Annotated in this window: 15 protein-coding genes, 1 pseudogene and 2 CRISPR repeat arrays; of the genes and pseudogenes, 12 read left to right on the top strand and 4 right to left on the bottom strand. The window is 35.6% G+C overall.

Going from position 1 to position 17,538, the window contains the following annotated elements:
- From J3U14_RS10855 to J3U14_RS10825, 7 genes and pseudogenes are all read left to right on the top strand, one after another.
- A partial coding sequence (locus J3U14_RS10855; protein WP_267369682.1) for a polymorphic toxin type 50 domain-containing protein occupies nucleotides 1-544 on the top strand: 544 nt, incomplete at its 5' end.
- A gap of 3 nt (nucleotides 545-547) precedes the next feature.
- A complete protein-coding gene (locus J3U14_RS10850) occupies nucleotides 548-871 on the top strand; it encodes a hypothetical protein (protein WP_267351125.1) in 324 nt (107 codons plus the stop codon).
- Nucleotides 872-916: 45 nt separating this feature from the next.
- Nucleotides 917-1,948, top strand: a complete 1,032-nt coding sequence (locus tag J3U14_RS10845) for a toxin glutamine deamidase domain-containing protein (protein WP_267369681.1) — start codon at nucleotides 917-919, stop codon at nucleotides 1,946-1,948.
- The gene (locus J3U14_RS10840) at nucleotides 1,948-2,229 is read left to right on the top strand and encodes a YrhB domain-containing protein (protein WP_187756470.1); all 282 of its coding nucleotides are present in this window, start codon (nucleotides 1,948-1,950) and stop codon (nucleotides 2,227-2,229) included. Before J3U14_RS10845 ends, J3U14_RS10840 begins: the two co-directional genes overlap by 1 nt.
- Nucleotides 2,230-2,548: 319 nt before the next feature.
- Entirely contained in the window at nucleotides 2,549-3,010 is a 462-nt protein-coding gene (locus tag J3U14_RS10835; protein WP_218837305.1) for a DUF4279 domain-containing protein, read from the top strand.
- Between the two features lie 599 nt (nucleotides 3,011-3,609).
- Nucleotides 3,610-3,820 (top strand): annotated as a pseudogene (locus J3U14_RS11760) (type II toxin-antitoxin system RelE family toxin).
- Complete coding sequence (locus J3U14_RS10825) at nucleotides 3,804-4,145, top strand: helix-turn-helix domain-containing protein (protein WP_267351119.1); 342 nt, start codon at nucleotides 3,804-3,806, stop codon at nucleotides 4,143-4,145. The pseudogene J3U14_RS11760 and the gene J3U14_RS10825 overlap by 17 nt, the downstream one beginning before the upstream one ends.
- A gap of 82 nt (nucleotides 4,146-4,227) precedes the next feature.
- Here J3U14_RS10825 and J3U14_RS10820 read toward each other — a convergent pair whose 3' ends face one another.
- From J3U14_RS10820 to murB, 4 genes are all read right to left on the bottom strand, one after another.
- On the bottom strand, nucleotides 4,228-4,644 hold the full coding sequence (locus tag J3U14_RS10820) for a hypothetical protein (RefSeq protein ID WP_065557897.1): 417 nt from the start codon (nucleotides 4,642-4,644) through the stop codon (nucleotides 4,228-4,230).
- Between the two features lie 111 nt (nucleotides 4,645-4,755).
- Nucleotides 4,756-5,395: direct repeats of the CRISPR family, unit length 29 nt; unit sequence CGGTTTATCCCTATGTGTATAGGGAACAC.
- 595 nt (nucleotides 5,396-5,990) lie between these two features.
- A CRISPR array of direct repeats spans nucleotides 5,991-6,447; the repeat unit is 29 nt.
- Nucleotides 6,448-6,861: 414 nt separating this feature from the next.
- Nucleotides 6,862-7,815 (bottom strand): bifunctional biotin--[acetyl-CoA-carboxylase] ligase/biotin operon repressor BirA, encoded by a 954-nt coding sequence (gene birA, locus J3U14_RS10815; RefSeq protein ID WP_267351116.1) that lies wholly within the window; start codon nucleotides 7,813-7,815, stop codon nucleotides 6,862-6,864.
- Nucleotides 7,790-8,932: an MFS transporter gene (locus J3U14_RS10810; protein ID WP_267351114.1), complete on the bottom strand. Its 1,143-nt coding sequence runs from the start codon at nucleotides 8,930-8,932 to the stop codon at nucleotides 7,790-7,792. Before J3U14_RS10810 ends, birA begins: the two co-directional genes overlap by 26 nt.
- Before the next feature lie 12 nt (nucleotides 8,933-8,944).
- On the bottom strand, nucleotides 8,945-9,955 hold the full coding sequence (gene murB, locus J3U14_RS10805) for a UDP-N-acetylmuramate dehydrogenase (protein WP_416380148.1): 1,011 nt from the start codon (nucleotides 9,953-9,955) through the stop codon (nucleotides 8,945-8,947).
- 598 nt (nucleotides 9,956-10,553) lie between these two features.
- Between murB and J3U14_RS10800 the strand changes: the two genes are divergently transcribed.
- The 5 genes from J3U14_RS10800 (at nucleotide 10,554) to J3U14_RS10780 (ending at nucleotide 17,519) form a co-directional block, all read left to right on the top strand.
- Nucleotides 10,554-11,783, top strand: coding sequence for a phosphopentomutase (locus J3U14_RS10800; protein WP_267351111.1), 1,230 nt, complete (start codon nucleotides 10,554-10,556; stop codon nucleotides 11,781-11,783).
- A 41-nt stretch (nucleotides 11,784-11,824) separates the two neighbouring features.
- Nucleotides 11,825-12,541 (top strand): purine-nucleoside phosphorylase, encoded by a 717-nt coding sequence (gene deoD / locus J3U14_RS10795; protein WP_267351109.1) that lies wholly within the window; start codon nucleotides 11,825-11,827, stop codon nucleotides 12,539-12,541.
- Between the two features lie 199 nt (nucleotides 12,542-12,740).
- Nucleotides 12,741-14,006 carry a nucleoside permease gene (locus J3U14_RS10790; protein WP_267351107.1) on the top strand — a complete coding sequence of 422 codons (1,266 nt, stop codon included), beginning with the start codon at nucleotides 12,741-12,743 and terminating at the stop codon, nucleotides 14,004-14,006.
- 339 nt (nucleotides 14,007-14,345) lie between these two features.
- The gene (add, locus tag J3U14_RS10785) at nucleotides 14,346-15,533 is read left to right on the top strand and encodes an adenosine deaminase (protein ID WP_267351105.1); all 1,188 of its coding nucleotides are present in this window, start codon (nucleotides 14,346-14,348) and stop codon (nucleotides 15,531-15,533) included.
- A 9-nt stretch (nucleotides 15,534-15,542) separates the two neighbouring features.
- Nucleotides 15,543-17,519, top strand: a complete 1,977-nt coding sequence (locus tag J3U14_RS10780; RefSeq protein ID WP_267351104.1) for a bifunctional 2',3'-cyclic-nucleotide 2'-phosphodiesterase/3'-nucleotidase — start codon at nucleotides 15,543-15,545, stop codon at nucleotides 17,517-17,519.
- The last annotated feature ends 19 nt before the right edge of the window (nucleotides 17,520-17,538 follow it).

The following is a 17,538-nucleotide window of genomic DNA, read 5'->3' as shown; positions in this document are numbered from 1 at the left end:
AGCCGGCGGCTTAGCCGAACCCTTAACCCGTTCACTACGCTTATTAAAATACGCCCGCATCAAAATAACCGGCACTGAAGTCAGAGCGAAAGTACATCATAAAATTGAAGCGGTAGAGGTTGAATTAGATGAGGTTAATTGGAATAATGTTGTTGAAACAGGGACGGTAAATAGTAATCCCTCCATAAAACCAAATACTAATTTTGCACCAGATTTAAGCCCGAGCTTAACTGTTAATATGAATCAACAAAATAAACATATTGTTGGAACAAATGAACATAAAACTGCAAACGCTAGTTCTTCTATACCTAGAAGTATCATTGATTCTAATATTGATGTTCAGAAACTGGTTAATGATTATGCAGGAACTGGAAATTTAAAAGGAAAGATACCTCTTGGTCAGCCTGGATCAAAAGAAAATATCTCAACTAATCATGTAATAGGTAAATTTTATGATCGAAATTCAAATACTTTTATCCCAACAACTAATTTTACAATCCATTATTCAAAAACAGGCGTACATATAGTACCAGCGAGACCATAAATTATGAAAGAAGATAAATTAACGAATATAAAAAATAAAATTAATCTCAGTGTAATGTATAGTTTACTTGATAGAGCAACAAAAAAAATGAGAGGAATTACTGCCGATCTGGATGAAGATAATTTGTTAACTATAAAAATGTTTTTTGATAGCGATTTGTTAGATGAAGAAGAGGAAGAGATGCAGATTGCTAATACGGAAGTCGTAGCTGATTTTTTTAATGATTTTAAAGATATTTATCTTGATTTATTAGTTGTTCCTGTTTCGATAAATATCTATGATCAGAAAGGAAATTTAGGTTGGTTTTATCTTCGTCGAGAATATTAATAACGGGCTTTTCCTACACAACTTTTATTGGGTGAGTTACGAGATGTGGGGCAAAGTACACTCGATTTATTATGGGATAGCACCTTAATTAATCCGGTATCTCCGCTATTTTTTGCTCGAGTGCATGCAGAAATTATCAGTGATAAACCGATTGGTCAGGCTCCCAATCCTATACAAATGCCTGAGGTATCACCACCACAGACTATCTCAGGTGGGATAACACATGGTGTCAGTCAATTTATTGTCGGGTTTATACCGGCGGTAAGGGCAACCAAATTTATAAAACCCTTGAAAAATGTAGGCTCGTGGGTAAAAGGGATGATAGCAGGCAGTGTCACAGATTTTACGGTATTTAGTCCTCATGAAGAACGCCTGTCAAACTTAGTACAAGAATTTCCCGAACTGGCTAACCCAATAACCGAATATTTACAAGCCAAGCCGGACGATAGTTTTGCAGAAGGACGATTAAAAAACAGTTTAGAAGGAATAATAGCCGGCGGCTTAGCCGAACCCTTAACCCGTTCACTACGCTTATTAAAATACGCCCGCATCAAAATAACTGGCACTGAAGTCAGAGCGAAAGTACATCATAAAATTGAAACGGTAACGGTTGAATTAGATGAGGTTAATTGGAATAATGTTGCTGAAAAGGTGGAGACGAGTTCTATTCTTAATGATACGGCAGGTTCTATACGTGATGTAAATCCTGGTTACCCTACTGAAGGTAGAACTCATAATTGTGTTAATTGTGCTATAGCAACTGATGCAACATTGGGTGGTAATCCCGCATCCGCTTTACCCATTAATTCAAAAAATGGAGTCTCAATATCCGTATTAGAAAAACAATATGGGACAAAATTTCAAAATGTCAGTGGTCCTAATAATATTATTGAGCAAATGTCAAATGCTGGAACTGGTGCAAGGGGTATTGTATTCGGTTCCTATGGACCAGGGCAACCAGGGCATGTTTTTAATGTTGTAAATCAAAATGGGAAAATACGTTTCTTAGATGGTCAAACAGGTAAAGCTGCGGATATGAGCAAATTCAAATCTTTCAAATTTTTAAGGACTAATTGATGATTACTTTTATTGAAGCGTTAAATAAAGCTAAAAATTATTTAGCTGAATACGATATTCCTGTAGAAATCACTGTAATTGACAGATTTTCTGAAGGATGGCTTTTTTGTTTCCAATCCAGAGAGTTTTTAGAAACTGGTGATTTTTCAACACAATTAATCGGTAATTGTCCATTTATAATAGATAAAGATAGTGGAAAAATATATGAGTTGGGAACAGCATACCCTATAGATGTATATATCCAACAATATGAAAATAAGAAGATAAATGGGAATTTTTAATTGTTCTATACCAATTGCTAAATGGAAATTGAATTGATGCAGAAGGATTACCACTACCAGTTCCGCCTAGTGTTGGTGCTTCAGGTAGAGTTCCTAAGGGATTGCAAACTGGAGGAAATAAGTTAGAGAAAAACACTGCTAATAAATTAAATGAATATTTCGTAACAAATTTAACTTCTCGATAATGGGGGCGAGCTCTTGAAGCACTGAAGGCTGATGCAGGAAAATTACCTAATAATTTTCATGGCAGAATTTTAGATAATGGTGATTATGTTGGGAAGAATGGTGAGATTATAGGCAATATTGGAGATTATTTACCATGAATTTTATAAAGAATAGAATTACACCTATATGTTCAGACTATGAAACATGTAGTGAATGTTTTGTTAGATTAATGATATACACTGGTGCAATAAATCCTAATGAAATTACTAAATTATTAGAAGTTGAACCGACTTATATAACATTAGCTGGAGATAAAATTACCAATAGTTTGGGACGGACTAGAGAAGTTAAAAATTCAGGTTGGTTTTTATCTTCGGAAGGAATTGTAAATTCAAAAGATCTTAGAGAACATATTGATTGGATTGTAAGTAAAATCTCTCCTTTTGCTACCAATTTGAAAAAAATACAAGAAATTAAAGATATTAAATTAACTCTAAAATGTGTTTGGTTTTCTAAATTTGGACATAGTGGTCCAGTATTATGGCCAGAACAAATGAAAGCACTATCAGATTTAGATTTAGAATGTTCATTTGATATTTATTTTGCCGAAGATTAATAATTATATTATTGATAAATAAAACAAGAATGAAATCATAATCGCATTTATAAAATAAATTTATTAAAACGTTTTACTATCAGAGACCACCTTACAGGCTTTAACTCATGCCGTGAGTCAATTTCTTGTCGGATTTATTCCTATGTTTAAAACCAGCAAGTTTATCCGACCTTTGCAAAAAAATTGGCTCGAGGGCAAGAGGGATGATAGCAGGCAGTGTCACAGATTTTACGGTATTTAGCCCTCATGAAGAACGCCTGTCAAACTTAGTACAAGAATTTCCCGAACTGGCTAACCCAATAACCGAATATTTACAAGCCAAACCAGACGATAGTTTTGCAGAAGGACGATTAAAAAACAGCTTAGAAGGAATAATAGCTGGCGGCTTAGCCGAACCCTTAACCCGTTCATTACGCTTATTAAAATACGCCCGCATCAAAATAACTGGCACTGAAGTCAGAGCGAAAGTACATCATAAAATTGAAGCGGTAGAGGTTGAATTAAAAAAATTAGATTTAAATAATACTGGAAATAATCAGATTATTAATGGATATGAACATCTTGAACTTTCTGATAGACATTTGTTAGATAGACTAAGTATTCCTAAAGCAACAGGTAACTCGCTTTTTACAGGGACAAGAGCTGAAGCATTAGCTGATATGCCTAATTGTGCTAATGTAAAGGCGCTGACTAATCATAAATATCAATACAGATTGCGAGTAGGAAATTATCGAGTTTTTTAATTTTGATGGTGTTATCCTTATTGTTTCTGTTGAAGAGGAGAAAAAGCTCGATGAACGCACGTACTAATATACAATTTATTAATAATGAACTCGGGCAACCTCAATTTGTGGTTATGCCGTATACTCAATATTTAGAGTTATCAAAATCCAAGCAGATTGACACTGAAGCAGGCGTACCAAGTGAGGTGGTAAACATGGTTTTTGATAATAACTATTCACCAGCTCAAGCATGGCGTAAATATTTGAATTTATCCCAAGTTGATGTTGCGAATAGGATTGGCATCAGCCAATCGGCGTATTCTCAATATTATAAAATCCAAAAGTTAAGGAAATCAATGCGAATTAAAATTGCTGAGGCGCTACAAATTAAGCCTGAGCTACTAGATTTTTAAATAAAACCCTCTCAAAGGGTTTTATTTACTTCCTCCTTTTGAATAACTTTTTATACCATTTTCCTATGGTTGATTAGTCCATTTAAAACGCTGTTCTATAAATACCATATCCACCATTTAAAGAATGAGCAATCCTATATGTTAAAACTTGGTTTTTCTCAACATCCCCTTCAACCTCAACCAGACCACCACCACAAATGTTATTAGCTATCATGCTAAAAACTCTCTTCCCAATCCGAGGATAAATTGTGATTTTTTCAGATGGGTTTAAATCAGCAATTTTAACACCATCAACATAAAGAGAATCGGAACATGCGCTACTTACAAAGCCTTTATCTCTTTTTATAATAACTGTTCCTGAATCTTCTTTTTTTTCAAAAATGTTTTGGTTGTATATTCGCTTTTGAGGAACGTTTACCGCTTCATCATTAGACACCGGTGACGATGAACACCCTACCAACATAAAACCAATTATCCCAAACAATACAATTTTTTTCATACTATCTCCTTGATTTTTGGATAATGGTATGAAATTCATGCTATTAAATCAACGTTTATTTAGTAGCCCTTCCGGTCACTGCTCATATTGAATTTGAAAGAGGATTGCTACCGGTTTATCCCTATGTGTATAGGGAACACCCAGTCGTCCGGTGTAGCCCCAAATATATTGCCCGGTTTATCCCTATGTGTATAGGGAACACTATACCACAGGAGCCAATAAAATGTCTGAACTCGGTTTATCCCTATGTGTATAGGGAACACATTCAAACTCAAGCGCACTCAATGCGAATGCGCGGTTTATCCCTATGTGTATAGGGAACACTTTGATGACGATATACCATTCTGAATTTAAAGCGGTTTATCCCTATGTGTATAGGGAACACGTACCGGCGTTGTTCCTGTTGTCCATTCGGTACGGTTTATCCCTATGTGTATAGGGAACACGTCGTTGTCGAGTAGTCTCGCCTGTTTAAATGCGGTTTATCCCTATGTGTATAGGGAACACTTATAATCTAGATATTGCGCGGATCTAGGTTCCGGTTTATCCCTATGTGTATAGGGAACACTGATGTTGCCCTCGTTTCGCCCTGGTTCTGTCCGGTTTATCCCTATGTGTATAGGGAACACAATTTAAGCAAAACATCAGCGTTAACTGTTTGCGGTTTATCCCTATGTGTATAGGGAACACAGATTTACGTATACTGGACGAGGCTAAAAACGCGGTTTATCCCTATGTGTATAGGGAACACTCTAATTATAACCTATTGTTTATTAATTAAAATAGGGAGGTGTAAAATTCTACTGATTTTTTGTTGTTTTTTTAGGCGATTTAGTTTAATACACATTATGGATGTAATTTTATAATTATCATATACTTACTTGCAATCATGCAGTTTTTTTAACGGAAACTCTTTTGCAATTTTTACTGCTCACCGAGCAATTCTTGAGAACAAGATAACATGTTACTTTTTGGTAGATGATTTTAACGAACGACTTTATATTGATCTTACCTTTAGCTTCTTGTTTTATTCGGCTTTATGCCGAATGTTATAACCATTAATTCGCAGACTGACGTTATAACAATAGTTAGAAGTTTTATAACAGAAGAAATAATTAGGAATTTGAACAAAGCATTAATTTTTAGATCTTTGAAAATAATGGCTATCCCTATGTATTTAAGGAACACAATAATTTTAAAGATAGCCCTATTTGAAGGGAACAATTTATCCCTATGTGCATAGGGAACACGCACATCTAAGAATTTCGGCGTTTAATTCTATTCGGTTTATCCCTACGTGTATATAGGGAACACCGCCTGAGCCTCGCTTAGATTTTCTTTTAACCACGGTTTATCCCTGTGTATACAGGGAACACGCAACAAATCAGACTGATCTAATTTTCTCGTTCGGTTTATCCCTGTGTAAACAGGGAACACATCAACAGGCAATCCTAGCGACTACGACCTAACGGTTTATCCCTGTGTATACAGGGAACACGCTTTACTTCAAATCATCCGAGTTTTGTTCATCGGTTTATCCCTGTGTATACAGGGAACACTCCTCAAGTTTTTTGATTCGTATCTCCGACCCCGGTTTATCCCTGTGTATACAGGGAACACTGTTTTTAATTGGCCTGTTTTTGATATACTGACGGTTTATCCCTGTGTATACAGGGAACACTGAGTTAATAAAACAACTACGCAGTTGAGCTCCGGTTTATCCCTGTGTATACAGGGAACACAATGGTTACGCCATACGGCATTTTAACCGTTCCGGTTTATCCCTGTGTATACAGGGAACACTAATTATAACCTATTGTTTATTAATTAAAATAGCAAAGTTTAAAATTCTACCAACTTTTTTGTTGTTTTTTTATCCAGTTGGTTTTTAGATATTTTAAACAGATTAGTTTATATTAATCAGTTAGTTAATTAAATTTAACAAGGAGTTGGATGCGCCTATTCTTCTTGTAATTTATTCGTGCACCGACCAATTTCTAATTACAAGGTCATTTCTCGCTTTTGGGAATGGATTTTAATGAATTGCAGTGAAATATTTTCCTTTTTGGACTTTGTCACATTCTACTTGTTAACTAACAGGGTATAGCCATTAACTCACTTTGCAGAATTTTTACCAAAAAGTGGAAAGGTGATAAACATGATATTTATTGAATTTTATAAGAATTTATTGTCCCTGTGTATACAGGGAACAATTTGTTACTCATCACTTCGTAATGAGATTTCACCACCAATATATGCTTGGATTTTGCCATTTTGTTCAAGCAGTAAAGCACCTTGATCATTTATACCTTTTGCTACACCTCGAATCACATCATCACCAATGAGTAATTTAACAGGACGATGGATAAAATTATCGAGATGATTCCAATCATCAATAAAAAATGCTAATCCATTTTTTTCAAATTTTTCTAAATTTTCCCGTAATGTTTTTGCAATTTTAGCAACCAATAAATTACGATTGATGTTCCCTAAATTAGCCCATTTTTGATTGACAATATTTGGGTCGGGATTGGTCATGTTTAAATTAACCCCGATACCAATCACAACATGAGCACAATCCCCAGTTTTACCGGCTAATTCGACCAAGATACCTGCTAATTTTTGGTCATTTAGATAGAGATCATTAGGCCATTTTACTTTAATATCTTGACCCGATAATTCTCGTAAAGCCTGCGTAACAACAATACCCACAACTAGACTTAGTCCCATTGCTGCTGCAATGCCTTGCTCTAATCGCCAATACATTGAAAAATAGAGATTGGTACCAAAAGGTGAAAACCATTGACGCCCTCGTCTTCCTCGTGCTTTTGACTGAAATTCGGCTATACAGCAATCTCCCGATTTTAAATCGGGTATTTTATCCAGCATGTATTGGTTAGTTGAGTCGATAATTGGTAAAATTTCAACACGACTATCAGCTTGGTAATACTGATCTATCTTGGATTTATTAAATAAGTCCATCGGTATTTTTAAACTATAGCCTTTACCTTGTATCGAGGATAATTCAATTCCCCATTCACGGAGCACTTTAATATATTTGTTTATTCCGGCACGCGTAATACCAAAATCAGACGCTAGCTCTTCACCGGAATGAAAATTTCCGTCGGCTAGAATTTCAATTAATTTAAGGGGATTTTGATAACTGCGCATTCGCTCCTCGCTTATAGACTAATAAAATAATAAAATAAAGTGAAATTATAGCAAAACTGATAAATAAATAAGAGTTATTGGTTATATCCATGACATAAGCAATGATCGCCGGCGCAATAAGACTTCCTAACGTATTGGTTAATAACATTGCTTGATTCATTGATACAATATCTTGTTTTCGTACACAAGAACAAGCCCATGCCATGGATATTGGATAAATCGTGTAGATGGTTGTGCCTAATAAAATAATGGCAAACACATCAAATAAGTTAAATACCAATAATAAGCAAGCAACTAACATGATTAAAGATTCAATCAGTAACACCACTCGACGGCCATATTTATCTGCACACCAATTAGCAGGAAGTTGCGCAATCACGCCAGACAAAATAAGTAAAATCATCCAATTAGCGACTTGGCTATCGCTATACCCTAAATGTGAATAGTAGACAGGTAATAATGAATATAAAGAACCAATTAACATGCCCGCAATCATACAACCGATAAGCCCTATCCGAGAAGGCTTATGTAAAATCATTGGAACAATATTTAAACCGCTTTTCTTTCTTTTTGGTAATTTATAGTGAGTAAGCAAAATAAATAAAATAGCCAATGCCATTAATAGTGTAATAACTAGTCCAAAATAGAGTACTTCTTGCGGAAAATATCTTAACAACGCTTGCCCTAACACCGTACCAATATAGTAAGTTGTTAAATAAACCGCTAGCATTTTTCCTCGTGTACGTACTGTTCCAGTGACTAAAATGCAACTTTCAATCACAACCCATGTCACCGCACAAGCCATACCTATCATAAAACGCCATATTGCCCAACTATAAAAATCCATTGAAAAACTTAAGCCAATGGTGGCAATAGCGAAAAGTAAACAACTATAGGTATAAGTATAACGAGCATTAAAATGACTAATTAACCAGTTTGCCATGATTGTACCAAGCAAGTTACCAGCAAAATAACTCGACCCCACCAAACCAATTTGCCCTAACGAAAACTGGTCTTTTTCTAACCACAGTGGTACTTGGGTATTTAATGCTGATAAAGCGATCGTAACAAAGAGTAAACTTGTTAATAAAATCGGAAATGAATAAGAGTGTTTCATAGTTCAAAATGATTATAAAAAATTATCTACATCAATTTCGCCTGTTGCACCGATAAAGCGGATTTCAGGTGATAGACGTATTGAAAATTTATTTAAAACGGCGTTTCTAACATGACGAGCTAAATTAACCACATCTTGTGCCGTTGCCTTATTGATATTAACTAAAACCAATGCTTGTTGTTGATGAACAGCAGCACCACCAATCTGATAGCCTTTTAAGCCACACTGATCGATTAACCAACCAGCGGCTAATTTAACTTGATTGTTTGATTGTGGGTATATTGGCATTGCCGGGTAGATTTCAATTAGTTTGTCGGCAATAACTTTATCCACCACTGGATTTTTAAAAAAACTGCCACCATTACCAAGTAAGTTAGGATCGGGTAGTTTACTGCGACGAATTTCACACACTTTATCAAAAATCATTTTAGGCGTGACAGTTTTAGCATCAAAGTTTTTTAATTCACCATAAGTGAGTACTGGCTGCCACTGTTTTGCTAATTTTATACCGACATAAATTACCGCATATCCTTGAGAATAGTGTTGTTTAAAAATGCTTTCACGGTATCCGTATTGCCCGTCAGTCACGGTGATAATATTACCGGTTGCAAGTTCAAGCAATTCAACATAGTCAGCAACTTTTTGAAATTCAACACCATAAGCACCGATATTTTGAATTGGTGCAGAGCCGATACAGCCCGGTATAAGCGCTAAATTTTCTAGACCGGCAATATTTTGTGTGATCGTTTTTGTTACGACATCATGCCAGTTTTCACCTGCGCCTATTTTTAACAACCATTCGTTTTCCGTTTCAGTTATGGTAATACCTTTAATGCGGTTAACGATAATTGTGCCTTCAAAATCACAAGTAAAAAGGGTATTACTCCCCTCGCCTATAATCATAATCGGTTGATTAACATTATCATTCCAAACATTTTGTAGTTCCAAAACGCTCGATACCGTGATGACATGTTTAGCAAAAACTTCAAGACCAAAAGTATTCGGGATTTTTTGATTCATTATTCACTACCTTTATTTTTTATAATTAACTTCATCCTAAATGGGCAAACTAACGTGTATTAATTAAATTGGTATTTATTTTGTGTTAATGTCTAAAGTTAGCTTTCAGGATTTTATATAACGTCATTCCTTAAATGGGCTATGCTAATATGATGTGAATTAGTTAACATCTTGTTAAATAATTGAGATATTAAATAGTTCATTTTAACACAACACCTTTGAGATTTGATTCATCATAATTAAATTTATCATTTAATTTCTTCAATAATAATTTTCTGCAAATTGCTTAACAAAACATTATTTAATCGCTCTATTAGCGAATATGTCATAATATTTTTTACAAAATCCGTTAATATTAATCAAATAATCAGCTAAAACGATGCTTAAATCTTTTCTGTTTTTTTTTATCATGTATTATAACTAACCTGAAAACCTTTTATTATAAAGGGCTCAAAAAATAGTTTTAATCGTTAAAAAAATTTTTTTGTTACACAATTGACTTTAATAAAGTAAGCAAATGTGTGCTAGATCACAATATTAGCAATCGTTATTTCATAACATGGTTGCCAAGCTTAGTGATATTTGAGATTTAGAGGAAATTATGAAAAGAGTTTTTATTATGATCCTCGATTCCTTTGGAATTGGTGGAGCCGAAGATGCAAAAAAATATGGAGATGAAGGATCGAATACATTAGGTCATATTGCCGAAGCCTGTGCATTAGGTCAAGCCGATAAAGGACGCCAAGGTCCATTAAAATTACCTAATTTAGCTAAGCTAGGCTTAATCGAAGCAGCCTACGAATCGACCGGTTATTATCCCCAAGGAATGCGCACAGAAGGTGAAATAATCGGTTCTTATGGCTATGCTAGTGAAATTTCTTCGGGTAAAGATACACCATCAGGACATTGGGAAATAGCTGGCGTTCCTGTACTTTTTGATTGGGGCTACTTTTCCAACACCACCAATAGTTTTCCTCAAGAATTATTAGATAAAATTGTAAAGCGCGCCAACCTATCTGGTTATTTAGGTAACTGCCATTCATCAGGAACTATTATTCTAGATGAGCTGGGTGAAGAACATATGACAAGTGGCAAACCGATATTTTATACTTCAGCCGACTCAGTTTTTCAGATAGCGTGTCATGAAGAAACATTCGGCTTAGATAGATTATATGAAATCTGCGAAATCGCGCGTGATGAACTGAATAAAGGCAATTATAACATTGGGCGTGTGATTGCCAGACCATTTATCGGTAAAAAAGCGGGTGAATTTGTCCGTACTGGTAACCGCCACGATTTAGCCGTTGAACCACCGGCTCCAACCATGATAAAAAAACTGGTTGATGAAAAACAAGGTACTGTCGTATCAATCGGTAAAATAGCCGATATTTATGCTCATGTTGGTATTACAAAAAAAGTTAAAGCAACCGGTATTGAAGCCCTTTTCAATGCATCAATTGAAGAGATAAAACAAGCCAAAGATAATACGATTGTATTTACTAACTTTGTTGATTTTGACTCGTCTTATGGTCATCGACGTGATGTTGCCGGTTACGCTGCTGCGCTGGAATATTTTGATTCTCGCTTACCCGAAATGTTAGATCTTATCGAACCGGGTGATCTACTGATTATCAGTGCTGATCATGGATGCGATCCAACTTGGGCTGGCACAGATCATACTCGTGAACATATTCCAGTCATCGTTTACGGTGATAGTGTTCCTGTTGGTTCCTTAGGGCATCGTAAAACCTTTGCTGATATCGGTCAAAGTGTTGCCGATTATTTTGATTTATCACCAATGGAATATGGGCAATCTTTTATCAAAAAATAGGTAACAGAAATTTATTTTTCAAAAACTTTCAGGAGAAATTAATGTCTACCCCACACATTAACGCAATTGAAAATGCTTTTGCAGAAACTGTCTTAATGCCAGGCGATCCATTACGAGCAAAATTTATTGCAGAAACCTTTTTAGAAAATGCACAAGAAGTGACCAATGTAAGAGCGATGTTAGGTTTTACTGGCTATTATAAAGGTCAAAAAGTTTCTGTTATGGGGCATGGAATGGGCATACCATCTTGTTCTATCTATACAACAGAATTAATAAAATTTTATGGTGTAAAAAATATCATTCGTGTCGGTTCATGTGGTGCGATTAGCCCAAATGTAAACATTGGCGATGTGATTATTGGTATGGGTGCTTGCACAGATTCTAAAGTTAATCGTATTCGTTTTAAGGATCATGATTTTGCAGCTATTGCCGATTTTGATCTTACTTGCCACGCTGTAAGTGCAGCCAAAAATTTAGGTGTTAATGTAAAAGTGGGTAACCTCTTTTCAGCTGATCTTTTTTATAGTGTTGAACCCGAACTGTTTGATGTAATGGAAAAATACAACATTTTAGGGGTTGAAATGGAAGCAGCAGGAATTTATGGGGTTGCCGCGGAATATGGTGCCAAAGCATTAGCTATTTGTACGGTATCTGATCATATACGTAAAGGCGAAGCCATGACAGCTGAACAGCGTCAACTTGGTTTTAAAGAAATGATCACCGTTGCGTTAGAATCGGTTTTATTAAACCAAAACTAAAATGGCAGAATGACTGCCATTTTTTTTAATTACTCAAAATTGTTAATGACTGAACTACATCATCAAAAGTGTTCAGTCAAAAAAAATTTTTTCGGTTTCACGCAATATCGCTGTACAACAGGTTGAAGTTGCAATCAATTTATTGATTATATTTTAGGTAAGAAGTTATGAAAAAGATCGCATTGAATAAGGAATTGAAATGAATACTAAGTTACAACTAAAAGTTATATTTTTTATGCAATTTTTTATTTGGGGATGTTGGTTAATCACCTTCGGTTCTTACATGAATGATGTTTTATCCTTTTCAAGAACAGATATTGGATTAGTGTATGGTTCAATGGGGTTAGCATCGCTATTTATGCCGGGTTTATTAGGTGTAGTTGCAGATAGATGGATCCCTGCTAATCGCTTATACATGCTTTGTCATTTAATTGGTGCAATTACATTATGCATTGCTGCATTAATTACTTCACCCTCTATGATGATGATTGTCATGCTTATTCATTGTTTAGCTTTCATGCCTACCATTGCGATATCAAACTCAATAGCTTATTCATGTATCGAATCTAAAGGGCTTGATGTCATCGCTGAATTTCCCGGCATTCGAATATTTGGCACAATTGGCTTTATTGTTGCCATGTGGTTAGTTAGCTTTTTAAAATTTGATCTTAGTAACATGCAACTATACACAGCGGCAGCCGGTTCAGTCGTATTATGTCTGGTGTCGTTAACACTCCCTTTGATTCCGACATCAAAAAATGCAATCAAAGAAAAATCGCTTATCAGTTCGTTAGGATTAGATGCACTTGTCTTATTTAAGCAACCAAGAATGGCAATATTCTTCCTGTTTGCGGTCTTATTAGGTGGAATTTTACAAATTACCAATACTTTTGGTGACCAATTCCTACGAGACTTTAGAAACATTCCGATCTATGAAACGAGTTTAGTTGTGAAATACCCGTCAGTCTTATTGTCGATTTCACAAATATCGGAAGTCGTATTTATCTTATTTGTACCTTTCTTTATGAAAAGATTAGGCATCAAATATGTAATGTTGATTAGTATTCTAGCTTGGGTTGCGCGTTTTGGTCTTTTTGCCTACGGAGACCCATCACCAATTGGCTTTGTATTACTGTTACTCTCGATGATAGTTTATGGTTGTGCATTTGATTTCTATAATATTTCTGGCTCCATGTATGTCGAAAAATCGGTATCGCCAAGTATACGTAACAGTGCTCAAGGTCTATTTATGATAATGACTAATGGTATTGGTGCTTATTTAGGTTCGGTGATTAGCGGAATTGTCGCCGAACACTATACGCAAATCATTGATGAAAAACAGATCACCGATTGGCATACCGTATGGCTCATTTTTGCTGGCTATGCGCTGGTGCTGGCTGTCATATTTATGGTCATATTTAAAAATGACACCAATGAACAAAAAACAGCCGAGGCCGTTATTTAATTGTCATTAAGAAGTATCATTCAATCACAGAAGGATGATGATCATTGTCCTTCTGATTGAATCAAAAACAAGCATATTGATTAAGCTAACGTTTAAAATTACCCTTTTTATCCTTGAGATAATGTGATTAATCAGGGTGATACTGTTTAAAATGAAACGATACCTATCTCACAAAATAAAAATTGGTCACACAAAAAGTATGGAAATAAGATACCTGATCAAGGTAAAATAGATAACAACGCAATTAGCAAAGCTAAAATGCCATTAATCTATCACTATTTGTGTTAAGCGACCTAATAGTGGGAGCCGAGAAAGCATATTAAAAAGATAACTTATCAAATGAATAAACCATTGCTTCCTAAAGTGATATTACATGAACATGTTGAAGGTAGTATTACCCCTTTTATGGCTAAAAAGTTAGCTGATAAAAATCATATTACCTTCCCATCTTCGTTATGCTATCAATCGGGTGAATATGATGCTAACGAATATAAAAATGGGCGATATCGTTATGATGAAACTGATTTTGTTCAGTTTATTCAAACCTATGATACTGTCTCAAATTTTGTAAAAACCCCCGAAGATTATTACCTTATTACTTATGATTTTCTTTATCGAAATGCCAAACAGGGGCTAATCTATTGCGAACTCTTTCTTTCTCCTTATCACATTTGCGCAACAGAAGAACAGGGTGAAATAATCTGGGATGAAGAGCGATTTCATCAAACCTTACAGCAAATGGATGCCGCCATAACTGACGTACAAAAAGAATTTAATATTACCGTAAGATATCATGTGATTGGTGTTAGGCACTTAGGGGCGAAAACAGTACATGATACCCTATTATTTATTGAAAAAAACCCTCACCCATTTATTACCGGTTTTAATATTGCCGGTAATGAAAAAGCCGGTCACTTCGATGATTTTCAAACCTCACACCAATTAGCCCAAAAACTCAATTTAAAAAAATCTTATCATGCTGGCGAAATAGAACCCGCAGCAAGCATTATTCAAGCCCTTAAACATGGTGCAGATAGGATTGGGCATGGCATTCGAGCGATTGAAGATCAGGAATTAATCAACGAATTAGTTCGACGCAACATAACATTAGAAGTTGCGTTAACCAGTAACCGCATTTTAGTCAATGAGTTACATGGGGATATCCATCATCACCCAGTAAGACAGCTTTATGATCAGGGTGTACGAATTACCTTAAATACCGATGACGCAGGCATTTTTGGTACTGACATCGAAAAAGAATATTGTTTAGCCCAATCTATCTTTCACTTTACTCGTTTAGAATTGCTCGATATTACACTGTGTGGAATTGATGCGGCGTTTGTTGAAGATTTGCAAAAAGCACGGTTGACAGATTATGTACTATCCTGTTTCACCACCGATGATCAGCTATCATTACAAACAGCAATCAATGAAAATAATTATCACCCAGCCATTATTAAACGATTTATTCATTACCAACATTTATTATTAAAACGGATGAAAAATAGCATTACCGGAAATAAATAGGAGATCCATATGTTAAAAAATAAATTCACTTTCACCTTATTAACCCTATTGATTTCTGGCACGCTCCATGCAGCAACAGTAGATTTAAGAATTATCGAAACAACCGATCTGCATGGCAATATGATGAATTTTGACTATTTTAAAGATCAATCTGTCGATACCTTTGGATTCGCTAAAACCGCCAATTTAATTCATCAAGCTCGCAATGAAGTCAAAAACAGTGTACTGGTTGATAATGGCGATCTAATTCAAGGAAGTCCTATGGCAGATTATACTGTCAATAAAGGGCTTAAAAATGGTGAGACCCACCCTGTCTATAAAGCCATGAACACGTTAAATTATACCGTTGGTAACATAGGTAATCACGAGTTTAACTTTGGTTTAGACTTCCTGCAAAAAAGCCTTGCCGGTGCTAAATTTCCTTATATTAATGCCAATGTCTATGATGCAACGACTGGGCAGCCCTTTTTTAAACAATATATTATTGTTGACACACCGGTTATTGATCGAGAAGGTAATCAACACACTATTAAAATTGGTTATATAGGATTTGTTCCACCTCAAATTATGCAATGGGATAAATTAAATTTGGATGGAAAAGTCGAAGTTAAAGACATCACAGAAACAGCCAAACAGTTAGTTCCGCAAATGAAAAAAGAAGGGGCTAATATCATTATCGCCATTCCGCATTCGGGTGTTTCTGCTGAACCTTATAAAGCATTAGCTGAAAACTCGGTATACTATTTAAGTCAAGTAGAGGGTATTAATGCGATTATGTTTGGTCATTCACATGGCGTGTTTCCAAGCGACGATTTTAAATCATTACCGAATACTAATATTGAAACCGGCAATATAAATCATGTTCCTGCCGTTATGCCCGGACAATGGGGAAGCCATTTGGGCGTTGTTGATTTAGTCCTAAATGGTGACAATTCAAATTGGCAAGTGACTTCAGGTAAATCTCAAGCTCGCCCAATTTATGACATGAAAACCAAAAAAGCACTGGTTGATGCCGATCAACATATTACTCACGTACTAAAAGAAGATCACCAAGGTACACGTGAATTTGTCGGAAAACCGATTGGGAAAATTGATAGTGATATCACCAGTTATTTGGCTTTAGTTCAAGATACCACGGCATTACAAATTATAAGTGATGCGCAAATTGCATATGTAAAACAGTTTATTCAAGGTGACCCAGATCTTGATGGTTTACCGGTTTTATCGGCTATTGCCCCGTTCAAGGCTGGCGGTAGAAAAAACGATCCAACTGCTTTTGTTGATGTAAAAAAAGGCGATCTTACATTTAGAAATGCAGCGGATATCTACTTATACCCTAACCTGTTATCAGTCGTCCAAGTGACCGGCAAAGAGGTCAAAGAGTGGCTTGAATGTTCGGCAGGGGTATATAATCAAATTGATACGAAAGTCACGACACCGCAGTACTTAATAGATTGGGATCATTTCAGAACGTATAATTTCGATACGATTGATGGCGTAAATTACCAAATTGATATTACTCAGCCTGCTCGCTACGATGGCAATTGCCAACTAATCAATGCGCAGTCTGAACGAATTAAAAATTTAACCTATCAACAAAAACCAATTGATCCTAATCAAACCTTCTTGATAGCAACAAATAATTATCGTGCTTATACCGGTGCGTTTCCGGGTACGGGAAGCAAAAATGTTAAATTTAATTCACCCGATGATTTAAGAGTGATTTTATCGGCTTATATCACTAACACCACCCATAAAAATGGGGAGGTAAAGGTGGCAGTCGATAATAACTGGCAAATTGCCCCGATAACCAGTAATACCAAATTAGATATTCGTTTTGAATCATCGCCAACTGAAGCAGCCAAAACAGTTATCGAAAAACATTCGTTATATCCAGCAAGCTATATTGAAAAAGATAATCTAGGATTTGGGGTTTATCGTCTGGATTTACAATCACCGATGAATGTGCAATCTAAACATCAATAGAACAAGGTATAACTAACAG

Origin of the sequence: Gilliamella sp. B3801 (assembly GCF_026536645.1) — a bacterium.
Taxonomy (GTDB): domain Bacteria; phylum Pseudomonadota; class Gammaproteobacteria; order Enterobacterales; family Orbaceae; genus Gilliamella; species Gilliamella apicola_I.
The sequence above is the reverse complement of the archived record's forward strand: the minus strand, read 5'-3'. Positions and strand labels throughout refer to the sequence as shown.